This window comes from Arthrobacter sp. UYP6 (assembly GCF_040547315.1).
In the GTDB taxonomy this organism is placed as follows: Bacteria; Actinomycetota; Actinomycetes; order Actinomycetales; family Micrococcaceae; genus Arthrobacter_B.
Map to the genome: position 1 here is coordinate 84,443 of NZ_JBEPPM010000012.1, position 15,375 is coordinate 99,817.

15 protein-coding genes and 2 riboswitches are annotated in these 15,375 nt (G+C 64.8%); of the genes, 2 read left to right on the forward strand and 13 right to left on the reverse strand.

The genetic code is table 11. The annotated features are described in order from the left end of the window. Positions 1 to 2: 2 nt before the first annotated feature. Complete coding sequence (locus tag ABIB35_RS11625; RefSeq protein ID WP_354181541.1) at positions 3 to 1,907, reverse strand: ABC transporter ATP-binding protein; 1,905 nt, start codon at positions 1,905 to 1,907, stop codon at positions 3 to 5. A 259-nt stretch (positions 1,908 to 2,166) separates the two neighbouring features. On the opposite strand from ABIB35_RS11625, the gene ABIB35_RS11630 reads away from it, so the two are divergent. Then, entirely contained in the window at positions 2,167 to 3,840 is a 1,674-nt protein-coding gene (locus ABIB35_RS11630) for a sensor histidine kinase (RefSeq protein ID WP_354181543.1), read from the forward strand. Positions 3,841 to 3,862: 22 nt separating this feature from the next. On the opposite strand, the gene fdhD is transcribed toward ABIB35_RS11630, so the two are convergent. From fdhD to ABIB35_RS11675, 9 genes are all read right to left on the reverse strand, one after another. Continuing rightward, positions 3,863 to 4,690, reverse strand: a complete 828-nt coding sequence (fdhD, locus tag ABIB35_RS11635) for a formate dehydrogenase accessory sulfurtransferase FdhD (protein WP_354181545.1) — start codon at positions 4,688 to 4,690, stop codon at positions 3,863 to 3,865. A gap of 185 nt (positions 4,691 to 4,875) precedes the next feature. Further along, a complete protein-coding gene (locus tag ABIB35_RS11640) occupies positions 4,876 to 6,174 on the reverse strand; it encodes a molybdopterin molybdotransferase MoeA (RefSeq protein ID WP_354181547.1) in 1,299 nt (432 codons plus the stop codon). After that, on the reverse strand, positions 6,164 to 6,454 hold the full coding sequence (locus ABIB35_RS11645; protein ID WP_354181549.1) for a DUF6457 domain-containing protein: 291 nt from the start codon (positions 6,452 to 6,454) through the stop codon (positions 6,164 to 6,166). Before ABIB35_RS11645 ends, ABIB35_RS11640 begins: the two co-directional genes overlap by 11 nt. 21 nt (positions 6,455 to 6,475) lie before the next feature. Further along, positions 6,476 to 7,183, reverse strand: coding sequence for a molybdenum cofactor guanylyltransferase (gene mobA, locus ABIB35_RS11650; protein ID WP_354181551.1), 708 nt, complete (start codon positions 7,181 to 7,183; stop codon positions 6,476 to 6,478). Beyond that, a complete protein-coding gene (locus tag ABIB35_RS11655; protein ID WP_354181553.1) occupies positions 7,183 to 7,683 on the reverse strand; it encodes an HNH endonuclease in 501 nt (166 codons plus the stop codon). The genes mobA and ABIB35_RS11655 overlap by 1 nt, the downstream gene beginning before the upstream one ends. Positions 7,684 to 7,895: 212 nt before the next feature. Further along, a complete protein-coding gene (locus tag ABIB35_RS11660) occupies positions 7,896 to 8,678 on the reverse strand; it encodes an NlpC/P60 family protein (protein WP_354181555.1) in 783 nt (260 codons plus the stop codon). Between the two features lie 32 nt (positions 8,679 to 8,710). Next, the gene (locus tag ABIB35_RS11665; protein WP_354181557.1) at positions 8,711 to 9,448 is read right to left on the reverse strand and encodes an NlpC/P60 family protein; all 738 of its coding nucleotides are present in this window, start codon (positions 9,446 to 9,448) and stop codon (positions 8,711 to 8,713) included. Positions 9,449 to 9,547: 99 nt separating this feature from the next. Further along, positions 9,548 to 9,712: riboswitch (cyclic di-AMP (ydaO/yuaA leader) on the reverse strand. A gap of 118 nt (positions 9,713 to 9,830) precedes the next feature. Next, the gene (locus ABIB35_RS11670; RefSeq protein ID WP_354181559.1) at positions 9,831 to 10,601 is read right to left on the reverse strand and encodes a M23 family metallopeptidase; all 771 of its coding nucleotides are present in this window, start codon (positions 10,599 to 10,601) and stop codon (positions 9,831 to 9,833) included. A gap of 2 nt (positions 10,602 to 10,603) precedes the next feature. Continuing rightward, positions 10,604 to 10,818, reverse strand: a riboswitch (cyclic di-AMP (ydaO/yuaA leader). A gap of 65 nt (positions 10,819 to 10,883) precedes the next feature. Next, positions 10,884 to 11,582, reverse strand: a complete 699-nt coding sequence (locus tag ABIB35_RS11675; RefSeq protein ID WP_354181561.1) for an iron-dependent transcriptional repressor DtxR — start codon at positions 11,580 to 11,582, stop codon at positions 10,884 to 10,886. A gap of 227 nt (positions 11,583 to 11,809) precedes the next feature. On the opposite strand from ABIB35_RS11675, the gene serC reads away from it, so the two are divergent. Further along, the gene (gene serC / locus ABIB35_RS11680; RefSeq protein ID WP_354181563.1) at positions 11,810 to 12,940 is read left to right on the forward strand and encodes a phosphoserine transaminase; all 1,131 of its coding nucleotides are present in this window, start codon (positions 11,810 to 11,812) and stop codon (positions 12,938 to 12,940) included. A gap of 30 nt (positions 12,941 to 12,970) precedes the next feature. Here serC and ABIB35_RS11685 read toward each other — a convergent pair whose 3' ends face one another. The 3 genes from ABIB35_RS11685 to ABIB35_RS11695 are packed head-to-tail and all read right to left on the reverse strand — an operon-like array spanning position 12,971 to position 15,232. Then, positions 12,971 to 14,245 (reverse strand): MFS transporter, encoded by a 1,275-nt coding sequence (locus ABIB35_RS11685; RefSeq protein WP_354181565.1) that lies wholly within the window; start codon positions 14,243 to 14,245, stop codon positions 12,971 to 12,973. Positions 14,246 to 14,300: 55 nt separating this feature from the next. Then, positions 14,301 to 14,834, reverse strand: a complete 534-nt coding sequence (locus ABIB35_RS11690) for a DUF3027 domain-containing protein (protein ID WP_354181567.1) — start codon at positions 14,832 to 14,834, stop codon at positions 14,301 to 14,303. 14 nt (positions 14,835 to 14,848) lie between these two features. After that, positions 14,849 to 15,232 (reverse strand): cold-shock protein, encoded by a 384-nt coding sequence (locus ABIB35_RS11695; RefSeq protein WP_104056228.1) that lies wholly within the window; start codon positions 15,230 to 15,232, stop codon positions 14,849 to 14,851. Positions 15,233 to 15,375 lie beyond the last annotated feature (143 nt).

Here is a 15,375-nt window from a genome sequence, read left to right on the forward strand (position 1 = left end):
CGCTAGCTGCGGAGCGAATCCTCGTCAGTGCCGGCGTCCGCCAGGGCATCCACGGCGAACTGCGTGCCGTGCAGCTCCGCATACCGCCCGCCCAGTGCCAGGAGCTCAGCATGGGTTCCCTGCTCCGCGATGCATCCCCCTTCGATCACCAGGATCTTGTCCGCGTTGCGGATGGTCGACAGCCGGTGCGCAATGACGACGGCGGTGCGGCCTTCCAGCGCTTCCCCCAGAGCCGCCTGCACGGCGGCCTCGGAGGTGGAGTCCAGCGCAGCGGTCGCTTCGTCCAGGATGACAATCCGGGGCTGCGCCAGCAGCAGCCGGGCAATGGTCATCCGCTGGCGCTCGCCGCCTGAAAGCCGGTAACCCCGCTCCCCCACCATGGTGTCCAGACCGTCCGGAAGGGACCGGATGAGATCCTCGAGGCGGGCACGCCGCAGCGCATCCCACACCTGTTCCTCGCTGGCTTCGGGATTGGCCAGCAGCAGGTTGGAGCGGATGCTCTCATGGAACAGGTGCCCGTCCTGGGTCACCATGCCCAGCGCCTGGCGGATGGAAGCAAAGCTGACGTCCCGGACATCGGTGCCGGAGAAGCGCACTGCTCCGGAATCGACGTCGTACAGCCGGGAAAGCAGCTGGGCGATGGTGGACTTGCCTGCACCGGAGGTGCCCACCAGCGCAACTGTCTGGCCCGGCTCCACCCGGAACGAAATTCCGTGCAGCACTTCTTCTCCGCCGCGCGAATCGAGCACCGCGACGTCCTCCAGCGAGGCCAGCGACACCTTGTCCGCCGTGGGATAGGCGAACCGGACGTCGTCGAACTCCACGCCCAACGGACCCTCGGGAACCGGCACCGGGTTCTCCTTCTCGCGGATGAGCGGTTTCAGGTCCAGAATCTCGAACACGCGCTCAAAGCTCACCACCGCGCTCATGATTTCCACCCGGGCGTTGGCCAGCGAGGTCAACGGTGCGTACAGCCGGGTCAAGAGCAGCGCCAGGGTCACCACATCGCCGGTGTCCAGCTTTCCCGTCAGCGCGAAGTACCCGCCCAGCCCGTAGACCAGGGCCAGGGCCAGGGCGGAGACCAGCGTCAGGGCCGTGACAAAAACGGCCTGCATCATGGCCATCTTGATGCCGATGTCCCGGACGCGGGCGGCCCGGACGGCAAATTCGGTGGATTCCTGATCGGGCCGGCCGAAGAGCTTCACCAGAGTGGCACCGGGTGCCGAGAACCGTTCGGTCATCTGCGTGCCCATGGAAGCGTTATGGTTGGCAGCCTCACGGCGCAGCGCGGCCAGCTTTCCGCCCATGCGACGGGCCGGAATCAGGAATACGGGCAGCAGCAGCATCGCCAGGACCGTTACCTGCCACGATGTGTTGAGCATGACAATCAGCGTGAGAACCAGGGCAACAACGTTGCTCACCACGCCGGACAGGGTGCCGCTGAAAGCCTGCTGGGCGCCGATGACGTCATTGTTGAGCCGGCTGACCAATGCTCCCGTGCGGGTACGCGTGAAAAAGGCGATCGGCATCTTCTGCACATGGTCAAAGACCGCGGTCCGCAGGTCAAGGATGACCTGCTCACCAATCCGGGAAGAGAACCAGCGGGTGGCCAGGGAGACCGCTGCGTCGGCCACCGCCACCACAGCAATCAGCAGCGCCAGCTGGATGACCACGGCGGTGGCGGAGCGGGCCACAATGGCGTTGACCACTTCACCGGCCAGGACCGGGGTGGCCACCGCAAGGAAAGCTCCGAACGTGGACAGGAGGACAAAGCCGATCAGCTGCTTCTTATACGGGGAAGCGAACGCGACGATCCGCTTGAGTGTCTCCCGGGAAATCTTGTTGGTGCCGCCCTTGGCGCTGGAGATCTTATGAAGAGAACTCCAGGCCGCGCCTTCCATGCTCATGATTAGTCCTTACGTTGTTAGCACTCTCCAGCTTAAGCCTCGGCGCTGACACAGATATTCCATGGACTCCGACGCCTCGCGGGGGACACCTCGGAACCACTGTTGGCGGGAACAGGGAAGCCCGGAACCGGGCACCGAAGTCAACTGCCTGCCGCAAACGGAACATGGTGTGACGCATCACGCTCCGGGAACCCGGGCGCTGGTACACTACCATTCGCTGGCCCCTCCCGGGACCCCGGCACATCATTGAAAGGCCTCCATGCCCACCGCGCTACTACCAGTGCAGGAAACGTCCGACGACGCAGACGCGCAGTATGCGGTGGTGGCGGTCTGCAGCCCGGATCTCAGGGACGCAGCGGATGCCGTCCTGCAGGCCGCGGGGGTGACACCGGTGCATGCCGAGGATGACGACGAGGCCATCCGCGCTGTGCAGGAGCTGGATGTGGTTCTGGGCATTATCGACGCCGAAATGCTCGCTGCCGCCCGGCCCGAACAGCTGCGCCGGCTCAGGCAGGAACCATCCGTTGCCGGGCTGCCGATCATCCTGCTCTCCGGGGACGGGGAGCCGGACATTGAGACGATGGTCGCGCTTGGCATCACCCATTTCGTGGCTGGCAGGGACCAGGGTCATGATCTAACCAACCGGGTGGCTCTGGTTCTGGCGGGCAGCCGAGCCACGCGCAGCCGGAAAATCGCCGCCGCCCGTCTGCGGGATCGAACTCGGGCGGTCTCCGCCGCGCTGCGCGGAACCAACGATCCTCAGCAGATGGTGGACGTTGTAGTCCAGGGACTGGGCGAGGCCTTCGGTGTCTGCCATGTCCGGATTGACACTTTCCCGGACGAACGCGTTCCTGAGCTGGCGGCATCCTGGAGCATGGCACCCCAAGCGGCCGGCCTTCCTCCGGTCCCGGCGCCCGAGGCCCTGCGGCTCTGCTCGTCTTTGTGGGAACGGGAGCGGGTCCTTCGGGTGGAAGACCATCTCTCCCCCAATGATCCGGAAAAGGCACTGCTGCCAAATGGCGTGCCCGCGGATGTGCGCACATCTGTCATTGCTCCGCTGGCCCACGGCGACCACATCCTTGGCTACGTCTGGCTCGCCGGCGCCACCGGAGCCCGGAGGTGGAGCCGAACCGAGCTTTCCCTCATCCAGCATGTGTGCGGCAACCTGGCCCATGGCCTGCTGCAGGGCCACCTCATCACGGCCCAGCGCGAGGTCCTGTCACGGCTGAGGGAACTGGACCAGGCCAAAACGGACTTCGTGGCCACTGTGAACCACGAGCTGCGAACACCCCTGACGTCCATCACCGGCTACCTAGATCTCATCCTGGACGGCTCCGGCGGAGAAGTCCCGCCGCACATGGTGCAGATGCTGGAAATAGTGGGACGCAATGCCACCCGGCTGGATCAGCTCATTTCCGATCTGCTCACCATTTCCCGCACCGATGCGCACGCCGGTCTAGCGGTGGAGGAACTTGATCTTGCCGAACTGCTGGAAACGGTGGCAGCAGCTCTGGCTCCGGCTGCCGCCGCGAACGCAATCACGCTGCGGCTGGGCCCGGTGGCAGGTCCACTCCTGGTGGATGGAGACGCAGCCCAGCTGGAACAGGTCTTCACCAATCTTGTCTCCAACGCCGTGAAGTTTACGCGCCCGGGCGGGAGCGTGAAGGTGCTCGGCGATACCATCTCCACTGACTCCGGAGCCCAGATCCGGGTCACGGTGGAGGACAGCGGCATCGGCATCCCGGAGGCGGATATTCCCAAACTTTTTCGGCGTTTTTTCCGCGCATCCAATGCCACCAGTGCGGCCATTCCGGGAACAGGACTTGGCCTGGCCATCGTGCAGGACATAGTGCTCCAACACGGAGGGGAACTGGACATCGATTCAGTGATGGGCCGCGGGACCACAGTGACTGTCCAGATTCCTGCCCGCTGACTTCTCACTGACAAGCAGGCACTCAGGGAACAATGCGCTCCGGGAACGAGTAGCAGTTCAGCGACGTTCCGCGGCTGAACCCCACCAGGGTCATCCCCGCGTCCTGGGCAAGCTCCACGGAGAGCGAAGACGGCGCGCTTACCGCTGCCAGGACCGGGATCCCGGCCAGCTGGGCCTTCTGGACCAGCTCAAAGGATGCCCGGCCCGATACCTGCAGGACGGTTCCGCGCAGCGGCAGCATCCCTGCACGCAGGGCCCATCCCACCACCTTATCCACAGCGTTGTGACGGCCCACGTCTTCGCGCAGGCACAGCAGGTCTCCGTCGACCGTGAAGAGCCCGGCGGCGTGAACTCCCCCGGTGCGGGCAAAAACCTTCTGCTGCTCCCGCAGCGACTCGGGCATTGCCGCCAGCGTCGAGAGCGGCACGCGTACGTCGTCGGCCCCTACGGAAAAGTGCGAAGACTTGCGGACCGCTTCTATGGAGGCCGTGCCGCAAATACCGCAGGAACTGGAGGTGTAGACGTGGCGTTCCATCGCAGTATCGGGCAGTGCGGTTCCAGGACGCAGCTGCACATCCACCACGTTGAACGTCTGCTGCCCTGACTCATCAACTCCGGCGCAGTAGCGCAGGCTGATGAGCTGGCCCGGCTCCCAGATAATGCCTTCGGAAACCAGGAACCCGGCCACCAGGTCAAAATCGTCACCCGGTGTCCGCATGGTCACTGTGAAGGAACGGCCTTCCACCCTAATTTCCAGCGGCTCTTCACCGGCCAGCACGTCCTCGCGCTTGGTGGTTGTTCCATCGGTCCGGAACTTAGTGACCTGTCCGCGGCGGGTAACCCGTCCCATGTCTGTCTCCCTCAACGCTTGGTTGTACGTGAACTGCCATGATGCCCCGGCTCCCGGCAAAGAACCCGGTGATTCGCAGCCACAGCGGCCGCCAATGCGCACCTGCACTCAGCTCCGAGATTAGATCAAATTCCCCCGCCGGGACCCTGGATCACAGCAGGATTGGCCCCGGCAATGCGCTGATCCTAGTGGGCGGGCGGCTGCCGGACCGTCCACGGCAGCGGCAGCGCCGTAATCGCTTCATCCGTGGTGCAGCCGCTCTCCGGGATGACCATCACGGCATCGGCATCGGCAATCCCACGCAGCATTCCTGAGCGGAAATACCGCGACGGAAGGGCCCTTCCATTCTCGATCCGACACGGGATGAGCCGGGTCCGTCCGGGCAACGGCTCAATGTCCACACCCACGAGCACATGGCGCTCGGGAGATAGCGGCGCTCCGCGGAGTCCGTCCAGGAGCGGCTGAAGAACAGTAAAGACCGCCATCATGGCGGCCAGCGGATTGCCGGGCAGCGCTACGAGCAACCGCCCGTCGGGAAGGCGTGCCAGCATAGTCGGATGGCCGGGGCGCATGGCAATCCCGTCGATCAGAAGTTCCGCCTGCATGTCCTCGAGGGCCTGCCGCAGATGATCGGCCTCGGAGCGCCCGGTGCCGCCGGTGGTGATCAGCACGTCTCCGGAGGACATGGCGATGGAGGTCTCGTCGCTGGCATCTGAGCTCAGCGCAGCCACCACGTCTTCATAACGGTCCGAAAGACGCCTCACCACATCCATGCGGCCGCCCAGCATCGTGACCAGCTGCGGCAGCTGCGGTCCGAAGGTGTCTCTGACCTGCCCGGATTCCGGCAGGCCGTACTCTATAACCTCATCCCCCGTCAGCAGGAGGGATACGCGGGGTGAGCGCAGCACCGGCAGGGTGTCATGTCCGCAGACGGCGGCCAGGGCAATGTGTGCCGGGTTCAGGAGCGTGCCCCGCTCAAGAGTGACTTCTCCCGCTGCCGCTTCCTCGCCGGCGGGCCGGATGTGTTCGCCGGCAGCGGGCTCGTCCCCTCGGGCCGCGGGGCTAAGCCTCAGCACAGGCTGGTCCCCGTCCGAAACAATGCCGCTTTCGGAGCGGAGCACGCTGTGCGCACCGGCGGGAATCATGCCGCCGGTCAGAATAGGGACTGCCTGCCCCGATTGAAGCGGGCGACGGCCCGATTCTTTGTGGATCTGCCAGCGTTGCGCGGGCGGCTCCTGATGGGTTACCAGCTGCCAGGGCGGCGGACCCGCCACGGCCCACCCGTCCATCGCGGAGGAGGCGTAATGCGGAACCGGCTGCAGCGCGGCCGTATCCTGGGCGAGGATCTGGCCCAGGGCCTCGGCCAACGGGACGGTCTCGAAGGGTAAGGCCCGGCCGGCGGAGAACGCCGAGCTTCGGGCGTGTTCCCAGGAAGCGTTCGGCTGGAGCGGAAGGATCACGGGGGTGGAATTGTCAGTGGTCATCAGAAGCTCCGCTTTCACCGTAGATTTTGCATTCCCGGGCGGCTACGCGCATTGCTGCACCCATGGCCACGGTGTCGTCAGCCTGTCCGCTTCCTGCCGCCAGGCCAGCCGCGAATCCGGCCACGAAAGTGGTGAGCGGCGCGGCGGGGCGTACCACTGAGTGGGCCGCAACCGACGCCAGCTGCAGCACTGCACCGACGTCCACCGCAGTTCCTTCAAGCTCCAAGGCGGTGAGCAGTCTGCCGCACCATGCTTGAAGTTCTTCTTCCTGGCTTGCCATTTTCCTGCTCCTTTGCCGGGTTCACTTGCACGCTGCGGGATTATCCGATTCCCCTGCGCCTGACGTTCCCACCGACCAGCGCCTTGCGTCCTCCCACGTGTCAATGTCCGTTGTGCTGTGGGTCGGCACCGCAACGTTCCTCCACTGCACCCTAGCAAGGAGCCGCTTCATCGAGAGATTATCCAGTCCTCCAGGCCTGTCGAAAAATCCGATGGCGGCACCCAGTGGCGCCGTTCGGTAGAGCCCAGCCAGGGGTTGTACCGCCCCTGTTTCATCGACAGCCAGGAGGGACAGAGGCGGGGCGTGCCCCTCACTGGCATGTGCCGCGGAGAGGAGTGCTTCCACTGCCCCGGCAATGAAGGGCATGTCGCAGGCGAGCACCAGCGTCCATTCCGGCGATGGGCGGGCGGCCGCTTCATCCCGCACCGCCAGGGCCGTCCACGCAGCGGCTACGGCGGCAGCGGGCCCGGAGAAGGGCGGATCCTCGCGAACCAGCACGGTGCTATCTCCGGCGGCGCCCACAGCCTCGCGTAGTTCAGGCGGCCCGGCGACGGCCCGCCCGTCAGCGCCCGAAGCGGCCTCCAGAGTAGCACTCAGCAGCGTCTTCCCGGAGGTCTCCAGCAGCGCTTTGGAGATTCCGCCCAGACGTGATGACCGGCCGCCGGCCAGCACGATGGCATTGAACGCGATGTTATCGAAGGAGGGTCGAGGGCCATCCGGCAGCGGCATCAGGCAGCCGTGCCGGCATCAAGGAACTCGTTCCACTGGGGTGCCGGCCGCTCGAGTTCACGGATTTGCCAGCGTGCTCCCCGCGGCGGCTGGGGGCGGATGCGCAACTGCCACCCCAGCTGGCCCAGCGTCCGATCCCCCTTGGCGTTGTTGCAGCGCAGGCAGCAGGCCACCATGTTCTCCCAGCTGTCGGCTCCGCCCCTGGATTTAGGCAGGACGTGATCCACGGTGGAGGCGGCCTTGCCGCAGTAGGCGCATTGATGCGAGTCCCGGCGCAGGACTCCCCGACGCGTGGCCACGGTGCCCTCCCGGAAGGGAATCTTCACGTACCGGTGCAACAAGATGACGGACGGCCGGGGAAGGATCTCCGTGGGTCCCACCACCGGTTCTCCGTCCTCGGCAACAACACTGGCCTTTCCGGACAGTACCAACACCAGTGCCCTGCGGAAGCTCACAACAGCCAGCGGCTCATAGCCGGCATTCAGAACGAGAGTACGCATGCACATTCCTCTTCGCCTGCGGTCCATCGGCGGGAGGCATCCCGCCGGCGGAGGACGGTACTTCAGATGATCTATGGAAAAGAGTATGCCCGGATCCTGCTCTTCGCTATTTCCTGCGCCGGGAGGCGCTTTAAACAGGTCAAGGGCCCCGCTTGAAGGAGGAGCCCTTGACGGCAGCCGGCAAAACGGCTGCGAAATACCTTGTGCGGTGTTTAGCCAACCCTGATGTACACGCCGCCGGAGCCGAGCTCAGCTGGCGCCACCACCGTGGAGTTACCGTTATAGCCGCCGTGGATGGCCTGTCCGTTGCCCACGTAAACGGCAATGTGGGCCATGCCCATGCCGCCGTCGGCGTAGTAGATCAGATCACCGGGAACGGCCTGGGACGCACTGACGGTGCTGCCCAGGGACAGGTAACCGGCAGGCCAGTCATGGAAGCTGATGCCCGCAGCAGCCAGCGAGTTGGTGACCAGCATGGTGCAGTCCTGAGAGACACCCAGCTGCGCGTAGGCCGCCGCTGCAATAATGGCCGCGGTACCCGAGGATGCCGCCGGAGCGATTTCCTGGGTGGGGGCAGCGGAGAGCGCCAGCGGGGCGGCAGCCCCGGTTTCGAATGCCGGTTCCGGTGCCGATTCCCCGGACAGCTGGGTTCCGGCCTGCGACTGCACGGCAACCTGTGCCTGCGGGGCTTCAGGAGCCACGATGACTCCGGCTACCGCCGGTCGATCAAAGCTCACGGTTGCCGTCTCGGGCACGGTCAGCTTTGCAGCAGTGTTCAGGTCCAAGGTGCTGGACTGCACGTCGCGAACCAGATCGGAACCCGTTGCGTTAGCGGCAACACCGCTGCTCAGGACCAGACCGGACGCGGCAACAACTACGGCTGCCTGGCGGCCGACAGTTCCTGCATTGGCGGACACTGCGTGGGCAAGTGCGCTCAGCGGGGCAGCACGTTCCACCGGCGCCCGGTGACGGGCGCGCTCAGTTGTAGAAGTCATACGGGTGCGATCTCCGATATCTGCAACTGGACTTAGCTGACGCGGACGAAGCTTGCGCCGCCGAGGTAGGACAGCGGGTGCAGGACGGTGTTCATGCCGTCGAAGCCGCCGCTGATGACCTGGCCGTTGCCCACGTAGATGGCTACGTGGCCGGAGGTGATGACAAGGTCGCCGGGCTCGGGCGAGCCAACAACCGTGCCGAAGGCGAAGAACTGTGCGGGAGCGAGATCGCCAACCGACTTGCCGACGGAGCGCAGAGCAGTCTCCACCATGGCAGTGCAGTCCTGGGCGACGCCGATCTGCGCGTAAGCCGAGGCAACCAGGCCGGCACCTACGCCGCTGGCAACCGGGGCGGGGGCCGGAGCCGGAGTCGGGGTGCTGGCGGCGGGAGCAGCCTGGCCTGCAGCCGGAGCGGCCGGAGCCTCGTAGGTCTGGGCCTGGACGGCGACAACCTGCTCAGCCTGAACGGCAGCAGCCTGCTGAGCCTGAACGGCGGCCTGTTCCTGTGCTGCGGCGGCGGCAGCTGCGGCTTCTTCTTCGGCTGCCAGCTGGGCGCGGTACTCGGCTCCGGATACAGAGGAGACGGACTCAAGCGTGGCCAGTTCGAACGGGGCCTGCGCGGAGACCGAAACGGCTCCGGTGGAGGTGACTGCACTAAGTGCGGTGGCCTCGAGTGCCTGTCGATCGGTGCTGACGGCTGCCTGGGCGGGAAGGCCTGCGGCAAGTACGAGGCCTGAAGCGGCGACGACGACGGCGGCCTGGCGGCCCATGGTTCCAACGTTGGAGGTGACTGCCCGGGATAGAACTGAAATTGGGCTCGTCTGGACGGTGGCCGCGCGACGACGGCCGTGAGCTACTGATGACACAAGTTTGCCTCTCCCAATGCCTACGAGGTGAGCTGTCGGATTCGGATGGGAGTCACCCGGCTGCTGGACCAAAAGGTCCGAGCAACTTAACCCCTAGGGCTTCTTGCGAAACCCGAATGTGGTTCCCCCGCCTCTGCCATGCGATGTTGCGAACGGACCTCAAACAGTGGCAGAGCTCGGCGATCTGTTCGAGAGTGCCCGATCTTTGGCCGATCAGGCACGAGGATGACCTTATAACAACATTGGCGAAATGTCACGTTCAGGTCACGAAATGGTTATCCTGCGGTCACAGCCAGCCCAGCGGGTCAACGACCTCGCCGTTAACCATGACTTCAAAGTGCAGGTGGCAGCCCGTAGAAGCGCCCGTGGTGCCGCTGACGCCCACAAGGGCTCCGCGCTCCACTGTGTCCCCCACGGCCACGGCCCGGCTGGACATGTGGTTGTACGTGGTTTCCACGCCGTTGCCGTGGTCAACCACCACACGGTTTCCGCCGCCAAAGTCATGCCAGCCGGAGAAGGTCACCGTACCGGCGGCGGCTGCGGTGACATCAGTGCCGCACGCTGCGGCGAAGTCCTGGCCGCGGTGAAGTTCACCGGCACTGCCCGTAATGGGACTGACCCGGTAGCCGAAGCCCGAGGTCTGCACCAGTTCCGAGGCCAGCGGCTTCGCCAGAGTGCCCTGGGCCGCACCCGCTGAGATCTCCGAACCGGCGGCAACAACCACCTGGCGGAGTTTCGCTTCGGGATCAAACCGGCTGCTCAGCGCTGCCCGCTCAAAATCAGCCGTTGCCTGGGGATCCGCCGAGACTACCGGCGCTTCCACCGCAACTGCCTGCATTTCCTGGACCGGCTCGCTAACGGCCGCCGTGGTCGGCAGCGCGACGGTGAGGATCAGGCCAGAGGTTGCCGCGGTGATGGCGACTTTCTGAGCGGCGTCGCCGATGGAGCGGTTCTTCGTTTCTGCGCGGCGGCGGCCGGATGCCTGGCCGTCCCGCGGACGTGGAGCCGGAGCCTGAGCAGACGCGCGGCGCCTGCTCGGGGCAGCATGCTTCGACAAGTTGTACCTCTCTCATAGGCCTGCGAAGTTAGCTGTCGGATTCGAGTAGAGAAACTCGGCCCCACACTCACCACTGGCCGCACCATGGGTGCGGCCGTTGTGCTGATACTGGAGGCTTCACCCCGAGGCAGCCGTAGCTGCCAGTTGATGGGTCCTCCGCCCCTGCCTGAACGGTTTGAATGTCCGGGCCAGCGGCAGGGTTCGGCGGAAGGCCCGGATAACGGTGTTATTTCAACGTCAGTAAGTCACTATAGGGGAAAAAGGGCAAAAGAGACCATTCCGTTATCCGATGGAGGACACAAACACGTGGGCGGCCACCTCGGGGGGCAGCTCCAGGGCACCTTCGATGCCCGGAACCCGCACTGAAACGTATCCAGCGACCACTTCGGCGGTGATCTCCGCCCCCGGGCGCAGCCCTGCCTCATCGAACTGGGTCAGCAGTTCAGGCTCCACCTGAACCGGCTCCGCCAGCCGAACCAACATCATCTTGGTTCCCGGCTCAGCAGCGGCCACGGCTGCAAAGAGATTGGTGACTCCGTGGTGGAACAGTTCAGCAGGCATGCCGCCAATCTCTTCAAGGCCCGGAATGGGGTTGCCGTACGGCGACTCCGTGGGATGACCCAGCAGCTCGTACAGCCGGCGTTCCACACGCTCACTCATGACATGTTCCCAGCGGCAGGCCTCGTCATGGACGTAGGCCCAGTCCAACCCGATCACATCCGCGAGAAGCCGTTCGGCCAGCCGGTGCTTGCGCATTACCTCGGTGGCACGGCGGCGGCCCGCTTCAGTCAATTCCAGGTGTCGGTTGCCGGAGACCACAACCAGCCCGTCCCGTTCCATCCGCCCGATCGTCTGGGACACAGTCGGCCCGGAATGGCGCAGCCGCTCGGCGATCCGGGCCCGGAGCGCCACGATGTTCTCTTCTTCGAGCTCCAGGATGGTCCGCAAATACATCTCGGTTGTATCAATGAGGTCCGTCATGGCAGGCCGCTCCTATGTACTCAGTGGAAAGATCAGGAGAACAACGGCGGACGCCGCCGCCACAGGTCATTACTGCCAATACGTTAGCTCATTCGGACATAGTGCAGATAATTCCGCCGGCATCGGACAGGCCCCGCGGCGCGTTCACAAATGGCCCGAGACGGGACCGGTGGGGCAGAATAAAAGGGCATATCAGAGCACCTGCCTACCGCTTGGAGCGATACACCATGGGCGAAGCCGCCGCACTCAAGATTCCTGCCGAACTTCTCCCGAAGGACGGACGGTTCGGAGCCGGGCCCTCCAAGGTGCGCCCGGAGCAGTTGGAAGCCCTGTCCCGGGCGGGCACCAATCTGCTGGGCACCTCCCACCGGCAGGCCCCCGTCCGCAACCTCGTGGGCAGCATCCGTGAAGGACTTTCGAGCCTCTTCCGCGCTCCGGACGGATATGAAGTGGTTCTGGGTGTGGGCGGGTCCACTGCTTTCTGGGACGTTGCATCCTTCGGCCTGGTCCTGGACAAGGCCCAGCACCTGTCCTTCGGCGAGTTCGGGTCCAAGTTTGCCGCGGCCACCAATAAAGCGCCGTTCCTCGGACCCTCCACCATCATCAGGTCCGATCCGGGCACTCGCCCGGAGCCGGCGGCCGAAGCCGGTGTGGATGTCTACGCCTGGCCGCAAAACGAAACCTCCACGGGCGTGGCGGCTCCGGTACACCGTGTTGCGGGTGCCGACGCCGGTTCCCTGGTCCTGATCGATGCCACCTCGGCAGCGGGCGGCCTGGATGTGGATCTGGCCGAGTCCGATGTCTACTACTTTGCCCCGCAGAAGAACTTCGCTTCCGACGGCGGCCTCTGGCTGGGGATGTTCTCACCGGCTGCATTGGAACGGGCCGCCCGGATCAATTCCTCGGACCGCTGGATACCGGACTTCCTGAATCTGCAGACGGCTATCGATAATTCAAAGCTCAACCAGACCTACAACACGCCCTCGCTGTCCACGCTCGTGACCCTCAACGCCCAGATCGAATGGCTCAATGCCAACGGCGGGCTGGACTTCGCTGCGCAGCGCACTGCGGACTCAGCCGGCCGGATCTATTCCTGGGCCGAGGCGTCTGCCGTGGCTACCCCGTTCGTGACCCGTCCCGAAGACCGTTCCAATGTCATTGCCACCATCGATTTCGAGGACGGCATTGATGCGGCGGCCATCGCAAAGACGCTGCGCGCCAACGGAGTGGTGGACGTGGAGCCGTACCGCAAGCTGGGCCGCAACCAGTTGCGCATCGCAACCTTCGTCTCCATTGAACCGGACGACGTGAGTGCACTGCTGCAGTGCATCGACTACATCATCGAGCACAGCCGGTAATCTCCGGGAGCAGCTCTGCAGGACCCGGGCCTAGAACAGGTCCGGGTCCTGTTCCGTTTCACGGCTGGTCAGGCGCAGCCGGCGGGGCAGCGTGCGGTCATAGTGGATCCGCAGGTGATGGGCACGCCACGCCCAGATAAAGCCGACCACGGCGGTGATCAGCCCGGAGGCAGCCGCAACCCCCAGGCTCCAGCGCGGCCCGAAGCTGTTGGACACCCATCCCACCAGGGGAGCACCGATCGGTGTTCCGCCCATGAAGATGGCGAAATACAGCGCCATCACGCGCCCGCGCATGACCGGGGCAGTGGTTGTCTGGACGTACGCATTGGCGCTGGTCATCAGGGTCAGCGCAAACAGGCCCACCGGGATGAGTGACACCGCAAACCAGAGCAGCGTGGGTGATGCCGCAGCCACCAGGCAGGCAACTCCGAAGGCACCGGCGGCCCCAAAGACGAAACGCAGCCGGGGCTTGTCCCGGCGGGCCGAGAGCAACGCCCCGGCCACCGAACCAATGGCCATCACAGAGTTAAGCAGCCCAAAGACCCCGGCATCCTGGGCGAACTCCGTGCGGGCCATAGCAGCGATGTACACCGCAAAGTTCAGGCCAAACGTTCCAACAATAAAGATGGCCAGCAGCACCATCATCAGGTCCGGGCGATGCCGGACGTACCTCAGCCCTGCCCTGATACGGCCCTTTCCCGGAGCCGCCTTAGGCAGGACCCGCAGTTCGGAGCTGCGCATCTTGAGCAGGGCACCAACCATCGCGGCAAAGGTCAGCGTATTGATCAGGAAGACCCAGCCCGGCCCCACGGCGACAGTCAGCAGCCCGGCGACGGCGGGGCCCACCATGCGGGCACCGTTAAAGGAAGCACTGTTCAGCGCGACGGCGTTGGGCAGGTCGGCTTCGCTGACGACTTCCGAGACGAAGCTCTGGCGCGCGGGCGCGTCCACGGCGGAGACCACACCCAGTGCCAGAGCAAACGCGTAGACGTGCCACAACTGGGCTGCCCCGGAAAGCACGAGCACGCCCAGTCCCAGACCCAGCGCTGCCATGGCCACCTGGGTGAAAAGCAGTACCTTGCGCCGGTTGTAGGTGTCGGCAACCAAACCGGCCCAGGGCGCCAAAACCAGCTGCGGGCCGAGCTGCAGGGCCATCACAATACCCATCGCCGCTGCATCCTGCTCGGTGAGGATGTCGTACACCAGCCAGTCCTGGGCTGTCCGCTGCATCCAGGTGCCTATATTGGACACCAAGGCGCCCAGGAACCAGATGCGGTAGTTAAAGAGCCGAAGCGAACGGAACACGGCTCACCACCGGCCAAACAAGAACTCGATGATGACTACCCCCGGGCCCACTGGTTTAGTGTTCCTCCTGAGTTCCCGCCTCAGTACCGTGGGAATCCCCTGCCGGCACATCCTCACCGGCAGCGTCGTCGTGTACCTGATCCTGCGCCTCTTCCTGCGCCCGCGCTGCTTCCTCAGCAGCAACATCCTCCGGGCGCAGACGCTCGGACCACGGCACCCACTCGGGAGCAAGCACAGCTTTTTCGGACGGTAGGAGTCCAATCTCGCAAACGGTGACGGCCTTGCCTCGCGGTACCCGGGCAACAGTGGCATACCAGTGCCAGCCGTTGTAGCCGGGGCGCAGGGATTCAAAGCGGTGCGTGACCAGGCGTTCCGCGTCCGGGAAGGCCCCGATGTATGCGCCGATCTGCTCAGGCGGAACAACTTCGAGCAGTCCGGCGCGTGCCGTTTCGACGGCCGCGGCAAGAACCGCGTCCGGCTTGGACGGGCGACGTGGAGCACGCCGCGGCGCCCGGGCAGGAGCAGTTTCCCCGGCGGGGCCGGGCGTCTGGGAGACTGAGTAGGAAGATGTTGTTGCGCTAGTGGTCATTCAGCGGATCCGCCTTATACGTCCAGGTCATCGGCAACGGCACGCAGGACGGCCGCCACCTTGGTGGCATGCTTCTTGTCCGGATAACGGCCCTTGCGCAGGCCGTTCGAGACTGCATCCAACAGTTTAATAAGGTCTTCCGTAATAATGGCCATGTCATCCGCGCTCTTGCGGGTGGCACGCGCCACTGACGGCGGGGCTTCCAGGATTCGGGCCGAAAGGGCCTGCGGCCCGCGGCGCCCGTCGGCAACACCGAACTCCATGCGGGTACCGGGTTTCACCTCGGTGACACCTGCCGGAAGGGCCGAGGCATGCAGGAAGACTTCCTGGCCCTCGTCCGTGGCCAGAAACCCAAAACCTTTACCAGTGTCGAACCACTTGACCTTGCCGATGGGCACTTCGGTTACCTCGTTCTTAGCTAATGAGTGCAGCAGATATATCTGCCGCAGTGTTGCGCAACCCGCAGTGCCGGCCGTGTGTATTAAGGCATGGCCCGTGCTCTCCGAAAACGCTGGATGCGTGCAGAGATACTGCTTCCAGA